This window comes from Botrimarina mediterranea (assembly GCF_007753265.1).
Classification (GTDB): domain Bacteria; phylum Planctomycetota; class Planctomycetia; order Pirellulales; family Lacipirellulaceae; genus Botrimarina; species Botrimarina mediterranea.
On the sequence record NZ_CP036349.1, the window covers coordinates 2,986,340 to 2,999,670 of the forward strand.

General features: G+C 64.2%; 9 protein-coding genes. 3 read left to right on the forward strand and 6 right to left on the reverse strand.

Features of this window, described 5'->3' with window-relative positions; translation table 11 throughout:
* Nucleotides 1-29: 29 nt before the first annotated feature.
* The 3 genes from Spa11_RS11640 (at nt 30) to Spa11_RS11650 (ending at nt 5,689) form a co-directional block, all read left to right on the forward strand.
* Entirely contained in the window at nt 30-3,248 is a 3,219-nt protein-coding gene (locus tag Spa11_RS11640; protein ID WP_145112381.1) for a hypothetical protein, read from the forward strand.
* 96 nt (nt 3,249-3,344) lie between these two features.
* Nucleotides 3,345-4,352: a hypothetical protein gene (locus tag Spa11_RS11645; RefSeq protein ID WP_145112383.1), complete on the forward strand. Its 1,008-nt coding sequence runs from the start codon at nt 3,345-3,347 to the stop codon at nt 4,350-4,352.
* A gap of 116 nt (nt 4,353-4,468) precedes the next feature.
* A complete protein-coding gene (locus tag Spa11_RS11650; RefSeq protein ID WP_145112385.1) occupies nt 4,469-5,689 on the forward strand; it encodes a DUF2088 domain-containing protein in 1,221 nt (406 codons plus the stop codon).
* 357 nt (nt 5,690-6,046) lie between these two features.
* Here Spa11_RS11650 and Spa11_RS11655 read toward each other — a convergent pair whose 3' ends face one another.
* The 6 genes from Spa11_RS11655 to Spa11_RS11680 all read right to left on the reverse strand — a co-directional run bounded on the left by Spa11_RS11655 (nt 6,047) and on the right by Spa11_RS11680 (nt 13,331).
* Nucleotides 6,047-6,238 (reverse strand): hypothetical protein, encoded by a 192-nt coding sequence (locus tag Spa11_RS11655; RefSeq protein WP_145112387.1) that lies wholly within the window; start codon nt 6,236-6,238, stop codon nt 6,047-6,049.
* A gap of 11 nt (nt 6,239-6,249) precedes the next feature.
* Nucleotides 6,250-7,656 (reverse strand): purine-cytosine permease family protein, encoded by a 1,407-nt coding sequence (locus tag Spa11_RS11660; protein WP_145112389.1) that lies wholly within the window; start codon nt 7,654-7,656, stop codon nt 6,250-6,252.
* A gap of 136 nt (nt 7,657-7,792) precedes the next feature.
* The gene (locus Spa11_RS11665; protein ID WP_231932899.1) at nt 7,793-9,040 is read right to left on the reverse strand and encodes an L-rhamnose isomerase; all 1,248 of its coding nucleotides are present in this window, start codon (nt 9,038-9,040) and stop codon (nt 7,793-7,795) included.
* 102 nt (nt 9,041-9,142) lie between these two features.
* Nucleotides 9,143-10,711, reverse strand: a complete 1,569-nt coding sequence (locus Spa11_RS11670; protein ID WP_145112393.1) for a rhamnulokinase — start codon at nt 10,709-10,711, stop codon at nt 9,143-9,145.
* 8 nt (nt 10,712-10,719) lie between these two features.
* Complete coding sequence (locus Spa11_RS11675; RefSeq protein WP_231932901.1) at nt 10,720-11,097, reverse strand: four helix bundle protein; 378 nt, start codon at nt 11,095-11,097, stop codon at nt 10,720-10,722.
* Between the two features lie 35 nt (nt 11,098-11,132).
* The gene (locus tag Spa11_RS11680) at nt 11,133-13,331 is read right to left on the reverse strand and encodes a bifunctional rhamnulose-1-phosphate aldolase/short-chain dehydrogenase (protein WP_145112395.1); all 2,199 of its coding nucleotides are present in this window, start codon (nt 13,329-13,331) and stop codon (nt 11,133-11,135) included.

Consider the following 13,331-nt stretch of genomic DNA (forward strand, 5'->3'; position numbering starts at 1 on the left):
CATCTCTTGATTCGCTCGCTACGGAACCGATGAACTCCACGCTCTTCAACCCGCTATCGCTGCTGCGCGCCTTTGGCTTGGCCGTGTTGCTAGGCGTCTCGTCGCTGGGCGGCGCCCAATCCGTCTCCAGCCCCGCGATCTTGCAGATCTACGAGGCGCGTTGGGACCTGATCGAAGAGCGGATGGCCGACATCCACGCCGTCGGCTACGGCCGCATGTGGGTGCCGCCGCCGACGCTGTCGTTCGAGGGGGGCTCGCAGGCTTCCGTCGGCTACGACGTGTTCGACCGCTTCAATCTCGGCGAGCCGCGGGCCGAGACACGCTACGGCACCAGCGAGGGCTTCCGCGCGATGGTCCAGTCAGCCCACAACGCCGCAGTGGCGGTGAACCCCGACCTGATCTGGAACCACAACGCCTTCCGCGACCGCTACGACACGGGCTTTGTGAATGCCGGCGGCTATCCCGGCTTCGCCGTGACGCTCCCCGGCGACATCAACGGTGATTTCCACGACCCCAGCGCGTCGGGCGATATCCAGGGCCGCATCTCCGGCCTGAACGACATCGCCCAAGAGAAGAACCACCAATTCATCCGCCACCCAACCCAGGTTGGCAACCCGAACAACATCCCCGCCGGCACGGTCTTCAACCAGCCCGACCCGAACAACGCCCGCCTCTACCCCGACCAAGGGCTCGGCGGGATCAACGTCATCGACGGCCGCGGTAACCCGACGACGCTCTACAACTTCAATGCCGATAACCCGCTCGCCGGCGACCCGGTGATGGAGAACGCGGTCGGCCTGTTGATGCGAAACGTGCGCTGGATGATCCAGGAGTACGACGTCGACGGCTTCCGTATGGACGCCATCAAGCACTTCGAGGCGCAGTACCTGCAGGACTTCGACACCGCATCGTATTTGGCCAAGCGGACGCCGCTGCTCGACGGCAGCCCGAACCACATCTACACGTTCGGCGAGGCGTTCGACGGCAACAAGGCCTTCTTGCAGACCTTCATCCGCCGCGACATCGACAACAACAACCCCGGCATCGTCAGCGGCAACCGTGACGTCCTCGACTTTTCGCTCTTCTTCGCCCTGCGCGACAACCTCACGTCGAACGGCTTGGCGAACAACTGGCACAACATCAAGAAGGCGCCCGTCGATCTGAACGACGACGGACTGATGAACGGCAGCCAGGGCGTCGCCTTCGTCGAGAGCCACGACTCGACCGGCGCCGCCCTCGGCAACGTCGCCCACGCTTACACGCTGATGCTGCCGGGCGAGTCGATCGTCTACATGAACTCCGACGCCATCCCCGGCGAGACGTTCCCCCATGCGGGCCGCAACGACGCCCTCGGCGGCTTCCATGGCGACGCGATCACCAAGCTCGTCGACATCCGTAACAGCCACGGCCGCGGCGACTTTCAAGAACGCTGGCTCGACGACGCCTTCAACCCCAACGGGTTCTCGAACGTTTACGTCTACGAGCGACTCAACTCGGCAGTCGTGGGCCTCAACAGCCGCAACGACGGCGCCATCGAGACCCGCAACGGCGTGCAAACGGCCTTCGCCCCCGGCACGGTCCTCGTCGAGCTGACAGGAAACGCCACGAGCTCAACGGTCGATCCCGGCAACGCCATCGCCGACACCGTGCAGGTCGACGCCAACGGCCGCATCAACGTCTCGATCCCCGGCAACGCCGGCCACGGCCGCGGCTACGTGATCTACGGCGTCGCCGGGCCGCAAGGCTCGTTGCAGGTGACCAGCTCTTCGGTCCTTGAAGGCACGACGCCCACCAGCGCCAACTTCGGCACGGCTCGAACCTCCGACGTCGAAGTCGTGACGACGCCCACGTTCACCGTGCGGCTCGATACGGCGCCCGTCTCGCTGACGAACCCTGGCGGCGCCGGGACGGTCCGCGACCCGCACGCCGACGGCGATCGCGCCATGCTAATGATCGACACGGGCATCGACCTCAACGGCAATGGCGTCGTAGACCACGTCACCCCCGGGAGCGTTTCTTACGGGTTCGAGGAGTTCCAGTCGGTGAACTCACCCGGCTACGTCTGGGACGGCGCGCAGAACGTCGGCACGGGCGCCGGCCACTACGAGCAAGTCATCGACACGACACAGCTCTCCGAGGGCCGCCACTACATCACCGCCCGCGCATTCCGCCACCGCGACGCGGCGACCGGCGGCGACGGCGGCCCGGCCGTTTTTAATGACTTCCGCACCGCGATCTACGTCGATCTGCTGCCGCCCGACTCGACCGTCGAGAGCTTCGAGCCCTACGGCGCCAGCAGCGAGCGCGACCTTGTTGTCCGATCGATCGACAAGACGGCCGACCGCGTCCACGTCTTCCTCGACCTCCCCGCGACGATGGCCGAAGAGGACATCCTCGCCATGGCTGACGCCAACCAGAACCGCGCCGGCTACTACGACCGCGACATGTTCGTTTACGGCATGACCGGCGTGACGAGCGGCAACCACACCGTGACGATCGTGACGTTTGAAGAGACGGGCACGACGAACGTTCAGCGCGAGGCCGGCTTCTTCACCGATACGAACATCGGTCGGGGCTTCGGGGACCTGAACCTCGACGGCGTGATCAACGCCGCCGACCTTACGGGTCCCGCCGGCTTCGAGCTCTTGCTCTATTCGCAGAACGCCGCGTTCAATGCGGCGGCCGACATCACAGGAGACGGGCTTGTCGATAACAGGGACTTGTTGCTGCTCCCCGACTACGTCCTCTCTGGCGCCACCGACACTCGCGTCCCCGATCGGCTCGAGCAGATGCTGCTCCGTCGGGCCGACGTGAACCAGGATCTAGTGACGGACTTAGCGGACCTTGAAGTGCTCGAAGCAGGATTGGGCGGCGACGATTGGTTGCTCGACCTCGACGGAAACGGCGTCGTCGACGCCGCGGACGCCGAGGTCATGGTGACGCAGCTCGCCCTCACGTCGCCGGGCGACTTCAATCTCGACGGCGTCGTCGATGCGGCCGACTACACGGTCTGGCGTGACAACCTCGGCGCCGGCCTCTTGGGCGACGCCAACTTTGACGGCGTCGCCGACGCCGCGGACCTCGCCATCTGGCAGAGCAGCTACGGCGAAGTTCGGCGGCAGCTGTCGCTCGCCGGTCCGAGTTTGACAGTCCCCGAGCCCTCCTCGGCCGCGATGGCGTTCCTCGCGCTGGCGGCCCTCCGCGATGTGCGGATATTCCGATCAGGTCGGGCGGGAGGGCTGCGTTAGATTGCGAAGTGGCGGTGAGCGGGTTACGTTGACTTAAACCCGCCGTTCTTTCCGCCCTTAGAGCGACACCCAAAGTCGCCCAAGATTGCCGTGAATTTGTCGCTCCACAAAGCCTGCTTCAGCCTGTCCGCGTTGCTCTTGTCGCTGGTTCCGCTTGAATCGGAAGCGCGAGTTCTCGTTCATTCAGGCGGTTTCGAAGCGTACTCAACGACCTTCGGCGGTACGGGAAGGCTTGAGGGGCAGGCCGCCACAACCGTTTCGGGAGAGGACGCGGGTATCTGGCTTAAAGACCAGGGCGTCAGCACGGCCGTTGTCCAATCGACCGTTGTCGAATCCGGCACGAAGGCGATCCGCGTCAATCGCGCCGCTGTTTCGGACAGCCGCTGGGCCGTCCCCGTACCGGCTCAATCGGCCGAGCGATTCGTCACCATCGAGTGGGACATGTACGTCGTGTCATCGGCGCCCACGGCGGCGTTCGGACCGTTCTTCGGCATCGAGGCCTACGATTCCAGCGGCGGGGTCAACCGCATCGGCATGCTCGGCGTTGACGCCGCCACCAGCCAATTGCTCTACGGCAACCAGTCCGTTGGTCTGATCCCCGTCCCCGGGGCTACGGCGCAGCTGAACACATGGAACTCTTTCAAGATCGTTGTCGATTTCTCGACCAAGTTGTACCACGGTTTCTTCAACGACATCCAAGTGATCGCGACGCCGCTGGAGTTCCCGGCTGCCGACGAGTTCACCGACGCCGACATCGCCGCCATCGCCGCCGCGGCCGACGCCGCGTCGCAAGTCCGAACCGGCACGGCCTACTTCGACAACTACCTCGTCCGTAGCGGCATCCGCGGCGACTACAACTCGGACGGCCTCGTCGATGCCGCCGACTACACGCTGTGGCGTGACCAGCGCAACACGACCGGTCTGCTGCAATCCGCCGACGGCGACTTCAACGGCGTCGTCAACGACGCGGACTACGCCATCTGGGCGTCTCAATACGGGGCTCCTCAGACCCTAGAGAACACAGCCGTCTCGGTCCCCGAGCCGACGGCGGCAGCCCTGGCCGCACTGTTGGCCGCCGCGTGCGGTCGACGCAGAGGCCGCTAAGAAGCGAGCAACGAGCTTGAAGAGAATCGTGTGCGCTGTGGACCCTGCGCATCGATGGCGACGATGATTAACCTGGAAGTCTCACTCTCCAAGGTATCCATTCGCGTCCGCCGACCATGAAGTTCGTCAAAGTCCGCCAAACGCTGGTATCGGCGCCGATACCCGACGTCACCGCCGAGGTCCGTCGGCAACTCGACCTGCTCGGCCCGCCGCCGCAGGGCGAGGTGGCGATCACCGCCGGTTCGCGCGGCATCAGCAACATCGTCGAAATCACGAAGGCCGCGGGCGACTGGCTCCGCGACCACGGCGCTACACCCTTTGTTGTCCCCGCGATGGGCTCGCACAACGGCGCCACCGACGCCGGCCAGAAGGAGATGGTCGAGTCGCTCGGCGTCACCGAGGCCGCGACCGGCATGCCGATCCGCTCCAGCATGGAGTGCGTCAAGGTCGGTGAGGTGCCCAGCGGCGACGTCTGGATGGACCGCCACTGCTACGAGTCGGCCGGTGTCTTGGTGCTCAACCGCATCAAGCTCCACACCTGCTTCAGCGGACCCGTCCAAAGCGGACTGACGAAGATGATGGTCGTCGGCATGGGCAAGATCCGCTCGGCCGAGACCTTCCACTCGACGCCCACGCCGCTGATGAAGCACATGCTTCTCGACATGGGGAAGCTCCTCATCGACAGCGGCAAGATCTGGGCCGGCCTCGCCATCCTCGAAGACGGCTACGACCACACCGCCGAACTACACGCCGTCCCTGCCGCCGAGATCCTCCAACGCGAACCGCAGTTGCTCGAGAAGCACCGCGGCTACTTCCCGTCGCTACCCCTCGACGCGATCGACGTGCTGGTCGTCGACAAGATCGGCAAGACCTTCAGCGGCACCGGAATGGACCCCAACGTCATCGGCCGCCGTGGCACGAGCGTCGAGGATGTCGAGAAGCCACAGGTGAAGATCATCGCCTGCCTAGAACTGGTCGAAGCCTCGAAGGGGAACGCCATCGGCGTCGGCCTCGCCGACTTCATCACTCGCCGGCTCCGCGACGCGATCGACGAGCACAAGACGTTCATCAACGTCTACACAACCGGCGACATGCAACGCGGCAAGATTCCCGCCACGCTCGCCGACGACGAGGAGGTCTTCGAGAAAATGCGGGCCCGCTACGGCGAACGCCGCTGGGTGGTGGTCCCCAACACCCTGCACCTCGACCAGCTCTGGGTGAGCGAGGACCTCGCAGACGAAGTCGCCGCGCACGCCCAGTGCGAGGTCGTCAGCAATCCGTTCGAACTGGCGTTCAGCGCCGGGCGGCACAACTTGGCGTTCGACGCGCCGCAGTAGAGCCCTCTCCGCATCACTCCGGTCGCTGACGCTCCCGGCTCGCCGACAGCGTTCTTCAATTTGCCGTAGCGTCTCGCGCAGAGGCGCGGAGACAGCAGAGTTGGATGTCTTGAGACTCGCGCAAAGGCGCGAAGTCGCGAAGGGCACGCAATTGCGCGTTCGTCTGCAGTTGCGGTCCTACTTCTACCAATCCTTATCTTCGCGCCTTGGCGGCTTTGCGTGAGTCTTCATCGCAGGCCCTCGGCGTCTCTGCGTGAAACTGCCCGCATCGTCGCGCAAGGCTAGCATCGCTACCCCGAAGCGAAGCACGCTCAGACGAGTAGCTGGCGAGCCGTAAGCGTCAGCGACCGGAGGATGTCACTCGTCGATCGCTTCTTCCATCGACGCCTCGGCCCCCGGCCACAACGCCGCCACGAACCAGACGGCGGTCATCACCAGCGCCAACGTCTTGTACGCGTCTAGGCCCAGCGCGCCGTTGATGTACGCAAAGGGCGCAAAGGCGATCGTCGCGATCGCCAGTGCCCCAACGAGCATCACCAGTTTCTTCATCGGTCCGTTCCTTAGGCGTCAGCGAGATGGGTGAGTTCCGGCTGCGGCCGCTGCGTCAATTTACTCAGCAAGAGGTAGATCACGCCGCAAGCGATCCACGCCGGCACAACGCAGTAAGCGGCAAATACCCCCTGCTTGAAGATCAGGTACAGACCCACCGCGACCGGCAGGCCCCAGGCGACCAGCACCGCCATGTTGAACTGCATGCCAGTCCGGGCGGCGTACTCCTCGGTGAGCCCCATCCGCTTCATCAGCCAGTAGTCGACGAAGATCACGGCGCCCATCGGCCCAAGAATTGTCCCATAGGTGCCGACAAAGTCGAGCAGTTTATAAGCCAAGTTGGGAAACGCGCCGGCAATCGTCGCGACGGCGCCGGCGATCAAAGTCGCCGTCACCAGCGACATGCCGGGGATCAGGCTCTGGAACGCAAGGCCCGATCGATAGATCGTTGGGTTCGCGGTCGTCCAACCCGCGATGACGACGCAAAGAACGCCGGTCCATCCGAGCGCGCTGAACGCCATCACACCCGGGTTGGGATCGGTGAGCTGCGAGAGCTTGATCTGCGCCGCCAGCAAGAGACCGGCCGAGATCCAGGCGACATAGTGGCCGAGGAACATGCCGATCGCCGGCGCCCAGCCGCTAGACGCATTCCGCGCGTAGCGGAAGATTGACAGGTCGGCCATCCCGAAGTGCATCGCCCCATTGCAGAGCCAAGCGAACGCCACCAACTGCCAGAACGGGAACGCCTTCTCACCCTGCTCATTCTGAATGAAGGCGATCGCGTCGCTCCAGAAGGCGCCCTCGGTCAGCTTCGAGAAGCTATCGACGCCCATCTGTCCGAGCGACACGAGCCCCGCCGCCGCGAAGACCGCGATCATCCACGGCGCCGCGTAGTTAGCGACCCGCGCGACCGTCTTGTAGCCGGCTGCCGCAATGACGCTCATCACGATGCCAACCAGCATGACAATCAACGTGAACGACGGAGACCCCAAGGCGAATGTCTCCTCCGGCACCTTGTAATCAACTCCAAACGGCACTCCCACCGCGCTGGCCGACACCGTCACCATCGCTCCCGCCAGGAAGCAGAACAGCACGCCGTTGACGACGTTGTACAGCTTCACCATCTGCGAGCCGGCGATCCGCTCAAGCTGATAATAAAGCGTCATCCGCTTCGCCATCGCGATCGGCACAACGAGGTACCGCCACGTCAGCACTGCTAAAACGTTGCCGAGCAATAGCCCGACGACCACGTCCTGCAGGCTCGCCCCCGCGGCGAGGAACAGCGGACCGATCATAAACTCGGTGCCCGCGCAATGCTCGCCGGCGTACATGCCCCAAAACTTGCTCGGTCCCAACAACGCCGACTCAGGCACCGGCGTGCGCTCGAACTCACCGCCGGAGGATTCCGTCTCAGCCATAGAATTGCTGTAGAAGAGGGCCGCTAGTTAGATCGGGGATTGAACCACAAAGGAACGAAGGAACAAAGGGAGCACTAAGTAGCAGTGAGCTGCCTTTTGCAAACGTCCTTTGTTCCTTCGTTACTTTGTGGTTAACTCAGCTGCGTTGGGACTGCACTTCGGCTTCGTACTTTTGGACTTGTTTGAGCCAACCCGCGCCCGCGGGGACGCCCTTCGCTTCACAGTAGTGCGTCCACACCGCGTCGAAGGGAAGCGTCTTGTGCTCTTCCATCAACGCGAGCCGCGCCGTCAGGTCGCCGGCGGCCTCGGCGTCGCGGACTTCGCCCCACGGCTCCAGCAGTGCAGCAAGCAGCGCCTTTTGCGTCGATCGCACGCCAATGACCCACGCCGCGATGCGGTTGATCGTCGCATCGAAGAAGTCGAGGCCGATGTGGACACGCCCGCCGTAGCCGCCGCGGACGATCTCCTGCGCAATCGCCCGCAGCTCATCCGACAGCACCACGACGTGGTCGCTATCCCAACGCACCCCACGGCTAACGTGCAGCAACACTTCCGGAATGAACTGCATGACTGCCGAGAGCTTGTCGCTGATCACCTCCGTTGGGTGGAAGTGACCCGCGTCGAGGCAAAGCACCTTGCCGTTCTTGATCGCGTACCCCATGTAGAACTCGTGCGAGCCCACGGTGTAACTCTCGGCGCCGATACCGAAGAGCTTCGATTCGACCGCGTCGAGGTTCTGCTTCGGGTTGAGTTTCTCGCTGAAGACTTCGTCGAGAGCGCAGGCGAGGCGCTCGCGCGGCGCCTTGCGGTCGGCGGGCGTGTCCTTCGAGCCGTCGGGTACCCAGACGTTCGTCACACACGGCGAGCCCGTCGCGGCGCCCATCGCTGCGCCGATCCGCCGGCACGCCTTGCCGTGGTCGATCCAGAAGTCCCGGACCGACTTGTCGGCGTGTGATAGCGTCACGCCGCTCGCCGCGAGCGGGTGCGAAAAGTAGCTCGGGTTGAAATCGAGGCCCACGCCACGCGACTTGGCCCAATCGATCCACGCCGCGAAGTGCTCAGCGGTCAGCTGATCGCGCTCGACCTTCTCGCCGCCCGTCTCAGCGTAGATCGCATGCAAATTGAAGCGGTGCTTGCCGGGCAGCAGCGACATCGCCAGGTCGGCGTCCGCGCGCAGTTCCTCGGCGTTCCGCGCCTTGCCTGGGTAGTTCCCCGTCACCGCCAAGCCGCCGCCCAACTCACCGGCGCCCTCGAAGCCCCCAACGTCGTCCCCTTGCCAACAGTGGATCGACACGGGATAGGCGTCCATCGCCGCAACAGCGGCGTCGACATCGACGCCATGCTCGGCGTAACGCTCGCAAGCAAACTCGTAGGCGGTTGTCACAGTTGTTATTGACCAAGTAAGGGAACCACCAAGGAACGAAGGAACAAAGGCTTAGGCGTCACGGTCTCCTTTCGTTCCTTAGTTCCTTTGTGGTTCAACGTCTTAAAATGTAGTAAGGGAACGAAACCGCCGCTTGGCGGTTGTCCATTCAGCTGACTCTGCGTTGGGCTTTACGACCTCGACATCTTGCGAGCGGGCGACGACGCCGCGTAGCGCTTCGATGTCCTTCACCAAGCCGAGGCCCATTGCTTGCACCAACGCGTTGCCAAGCGCTGTCGCTTCGCTGGGGCCGAGCTTCACGGTGCGGCCGGTCGCGTCGGCGGCGAGTTGGTTGAGCAGGCGGTTGTTGACGCCGCCGCCGACGAGGTACAGCGTCGCAATGCGATGATCGGTGAGCGACTCGATCCGCTCGATCGTGTCGGCGTAGCACAACGCCAAGCTGTCGAGGCAGCAGCGTGCTAACTGACCGGGCGTCTCGGGGATTGGCTGGGTCGTCCGATCGGCGTGGCCACGGAGCTTCGCGATGCTGTCGCCCGGCGCCGCTAGGTCCTCGGCGTTCGGATCGACGATCGTCCGCAGCGCCGGCGCCTCGGCGGCGAGGTCCGCCAGCTGGGCGTACTCGTACGATTTGCCCTGTCGCTCAAGATCGCGTCGCAGCTCTTGCACGAGCCATAGGCCCGCGATGTTTCGCAGGAACCGCGTCTTGCCGGCGACCCCCTGTTCGTTCGTGAAGCCCGCCTCAAATGCCTCACGCGTCGTCATCGGCTGATCGAGTTCGACGCCCAGCAGCGACCATGTGCCGCTCGACAAGTAAGCCCACGAACCCGCGGCCTCGCCTTCCGCCGGAACCGCCGCCACCGCCGACGCCGTGTCGTGCGTCCCCGGGGCCACAACCGCCACAGGGTGTGGCAGGCCGAGTGACGCCGCCAACTCCGGCCGCACTGGCCCCAGCCTCGTCCCCGGCTCGACGATCTTCCCCAATGCCGCACTCGGCAGTCCGACCGTGGCGAGCAGTTCGCGATCCCAATCGCCCGTCACCGCCGACAGCATGCTGGTGGTCGAGGCGTTGGTGCGTTCGTTCGCCCGGACGCCCGACAGCCAGTAGTGCAGCAAGTCGGGCAAGAGCAGCAACGATGAACCATCGATCGCGAATATTCCGGGGCTCGCCGTGTGACGGGCTTCGAGCTGAAAGAGCGTATTGAACGACTGCGGCGGAATCCCCGTGCGGCCATAAATGGCCTCGGCGCCGCCATCGATCCGGCTCAGCACGCGGTCACGCGCCACCGCATGCGCGGGATCGCGATAAGCGTGCGGCAAGCCAACGAGCTCACCCCCCGGCTCGACCAATCCCCAATCAACGCCCCACGTGTCGCAACCAACACTCTTGATCTCAACGCCCGCCTCGCGAGCCATCACCGCCGCCGCCTCGATGCCTGTCAGCACCTCGCGCCAAAGCGTCGTCAAATCCCAAACCGGCCCCGCCGGCGTATCGAGTGGTTCGTGGGAGAAGCGATGCGCCTCTTCAAGACGCACCACGAGCGGCTCACCGTCCAAAACGGCAAGCATCGCGCGGCCGCCCGAGGCGCCGAGGTCGATCGCGATGTGGGCTGAAGAAGGCAGGGAGGGACGAGGGGTTAGGGACGGGGGACGAGGGAAGCCTAGAAGAAGCATCGCTTGAACTAGATATCTACTTTCTTCCGTAGGGCTTGTTGAAGGCTGCGAAGCATTCGGCTTTCTTCGTCGCACATCGACTGCAATTTTTCTACCGCAGCAGGAGACATAAAGCCGAGTTGCGAGGCGATGATTAATTGAGTTTCCATTTCCGCCAGCGACCCGCTTGCAATCGATAAGTGTCGTAGGTAGTCCTTCGTCGATTCACGGGCATTTCCTTCCGCAATGTTTGAGGGAACTGAAACGGCGCACCGACGGAGCTGGCTCGTCAATCCGAAGCGTTCTTCTGCGGGGAAAGCACGAGTCGCCTCATAGACGGCCAGAGAGAGCTTAACCCCCAGCTGCCAAACCTTAAGGTCACGATAGCTAGAAACACTCGCCATCATTCTTTCCCTCGTCCCCCGTCCCTAGCCCCTCGTCCCTACCTCAAAAACGCCTCATGCAACCCACCATCCACACTCAACACCTGCCCCGTCGTCTTACTCGAACGGTCTGACAGCATAAAGTACATCGCCTCGGCTTGGTCGGCAGGGGTGATTGGCTTCTTGGTGAGCGTCCGTTGGGCGTAGAACTCGGCGAGCTTGCCGCGGAGGTCGTCGTCCGAGCCCGACTCCTCGAACGGGATCTCGTACTTCACCAGCGAGGCGATGACGCGGTCGCGCGGGAACATCGTCGACCCCTGCACCACCGTCGCCGGCGCCACGCCGTTGACCCGCACGAGCGGCGACATCTCGACGGCCAGCTCACGCACTAGATGATTGGCGGCCGCCTTCGACGTGTCATAAGCGACGGAGCCCTTTTTCGAGACAACCGCGTTCACGCTGGTCGTCAGGACCACCGAGCCGTTTAGCCCCTGGTCGGCGAACAGCTGCTTCAGCTCGTCGGCGATGTTGTAGGCGCCGTGGACGTTGACCTCGAACGTCAGCCGCCAGGCGTCATCCGAAAGCTTGCCCTCGCGGTCGGGCGGCAGGAAGACGCCGGCCGTCACCAGCAGGCTATCGATCCCGCCGTAGGCCAGCACGCTCGTGGCGAGCAGCTGTCGGATCGACTCACGGTCGGTGATGTTCACGCCCAGCCCGATCGCCGGGCCGCAGCCCGAGACGCCCGAGCCCGCCACGCCAATCCCTTGACCGTACTTGGCGGTGAGTTCGTCAGCAGTCGCCTGCGCCGCTTCGGCCGACAGGTCCGCGCAGATAATGTGAGCGCCTTCGGCCGCGAGGCGATGGGCCGCTTCCTTACCAATCCCGTTGCCGGCGCCGACGATCAGCACCACCTTGCGAGCGAACTCCTTCTCCGGCGGCATCCGCTGGAGCTTGGCCTCCTCGAGCAGCCAGTACTCGATATCGAACGCCTCTTGCTGTGGCAGGGCGATGTACTCATCGATCGCCTCGGCGCCGCGCATCACCTCGACCGCACAGTTGTAGAACTCGGCAGTGACGCGGGACTCGCTCTTGTTCTTTCCCCAAGCGATCATGCCGACGCCCGGGATCAACACGACCGACGGGTTCGGGTTCCGCATCGCCGGCGAGTTGGCGTGCTTGCAAGCCTCGTAATAGGCGGCGTAATCGTCGCGGTACTTGGCGAGCCCCGCTTCGAGCTTCGCCTTGAGAGCCGCTGTGTCCTCACTCGCGGGATTCCAATCGACATACAGCGGCTTGATCTTCGTCCGCAGGAAGTGGTCCGGGCAGCTCGTCCCCAACTCCGCCAGCCGTGGCGCATCGTTGGAGTTGACGAACCGCTGGATTGTCGCGTCCGTCTGGACGGTGCCGATGAGGCGTTCGCCCCTATGAGTAACGCGGCCCCGCAGCCACGGTAAAAGTTCCACTAGCAGTGCGTCGCGGTCGGCGTCGGCCATCGGCGCGACCTTCTGCCCACCAAAAGTCTGCTCGCCCTTGTCGCGTTCTTCGATGTAACGGGCCGCCTTCTCGATCAGCGTCAGCGTCAGGTCGTAGCACGCCTTGTCATCGTCGGCCCAGTTGATCAGGCCGTGCTGGCTCATCACGAGGCCCTTGAGGGCCGGGTTCGCCTCGACCTCACGCTGCATCAGCAGGCCCAGCTCAAACCCCGGCCGCAGCCAGGGCACCCAGCCCACCTCTCCACCAAAGATCTCTTGCGAAAGCTCCTTGCTCCGCTTGCTCGCCGCGATCGAGATCACGCTGTTGGGGTGCATGTGATCGACGTGCCGGGCCGGCAGGAAGCCGTGCAGCGGCGTGTCGATCGACGAGGCCCGCGGGTTGAGGTTGAAGGTGCAGTGCGGGAAGTAGCCGACCATGGCGTCCTCGGCCGGCGTCTTGGGACCCTTTTCGGGCGCCGCCGCGTAGACTTGCCGCAGGCCCAGCAGCTTGTCCATGTAGAGCGACGCGAAGTTGCCGGCGCTGCTGGTCCGCAGGTCGCCGCCCGAGCCCTTCACCCACAGCACGTCGGCCTCCTGGCCCGTCAGCGGGTCGGTCTCCAAGGCCTTCGACGAGGTGTTCCCCCCCCCCGTGTTGGTGATACGTTGATCAGCGCCGAGGCAGTTGGACCGATAAACAAGACGCTCCACCGGCGACATCCCAGCCACGGCGCCATCGTCCCACAGGTAATTGACGTGCTTGAAGTCCACGGATTCGGGCGCCTGCAT

Excerpts from the sequence above, each read along its gene's own strand:
- Spa11_RS11640 (WP_145112381.1), top strand. The coding sequence starts at position 30 with ATGAACTCCACGCTCTTCAACCCGCTATCGCTGCTGCGCGCCTTTGGC.
- Spa11_RS11650 (WP_145112385.1), top strand. The coding sequence starts at position 4,469 with ATGAAGTTCGTCAAAGTCCGCCAAACGCTGGTATCGGCGCCGATACCC.
- Spa11_RS11655 (WP_145112387.1), bottom strand. The coding sequence starts at position 6,238 with ATGAAGAAACTGGTGATGCTCGTTGGGGCACTGGCGATCGCGACGATC.
- Spa11_RS11660 (WP_145112389.1), bottom strand. The coding sequence starts at position 7,656 with ATGGCTGAGACGGAATCCTCCGGCGGTGAGTTCGAGCGCACGCCGGTG.
- Spa11_RS11670 (WP_145112393.1), bottom strand. The coding sequence starts at position 10,711 with ATGCTTCTTCTAGGCTTCCCTCGTCCCCCGTCCCTAACCCCTCGTCCC.
- Spa11_RS11675 (WP_231932901.1), bottom strand. The coding sequence starts at position 11,097 with ATGATGGCGAGTGTTTCTAGCTATCGTGACCTTAAGGTTTGGCAGCTG.
- Spa11_RS11680 (WP_145112395.1), bottom strand. The coding sequence starts at position 13,331 with ATGCAGGCGCCCGAATCCGTGGACTTCAAGCACGTCAATTACCTGTGG.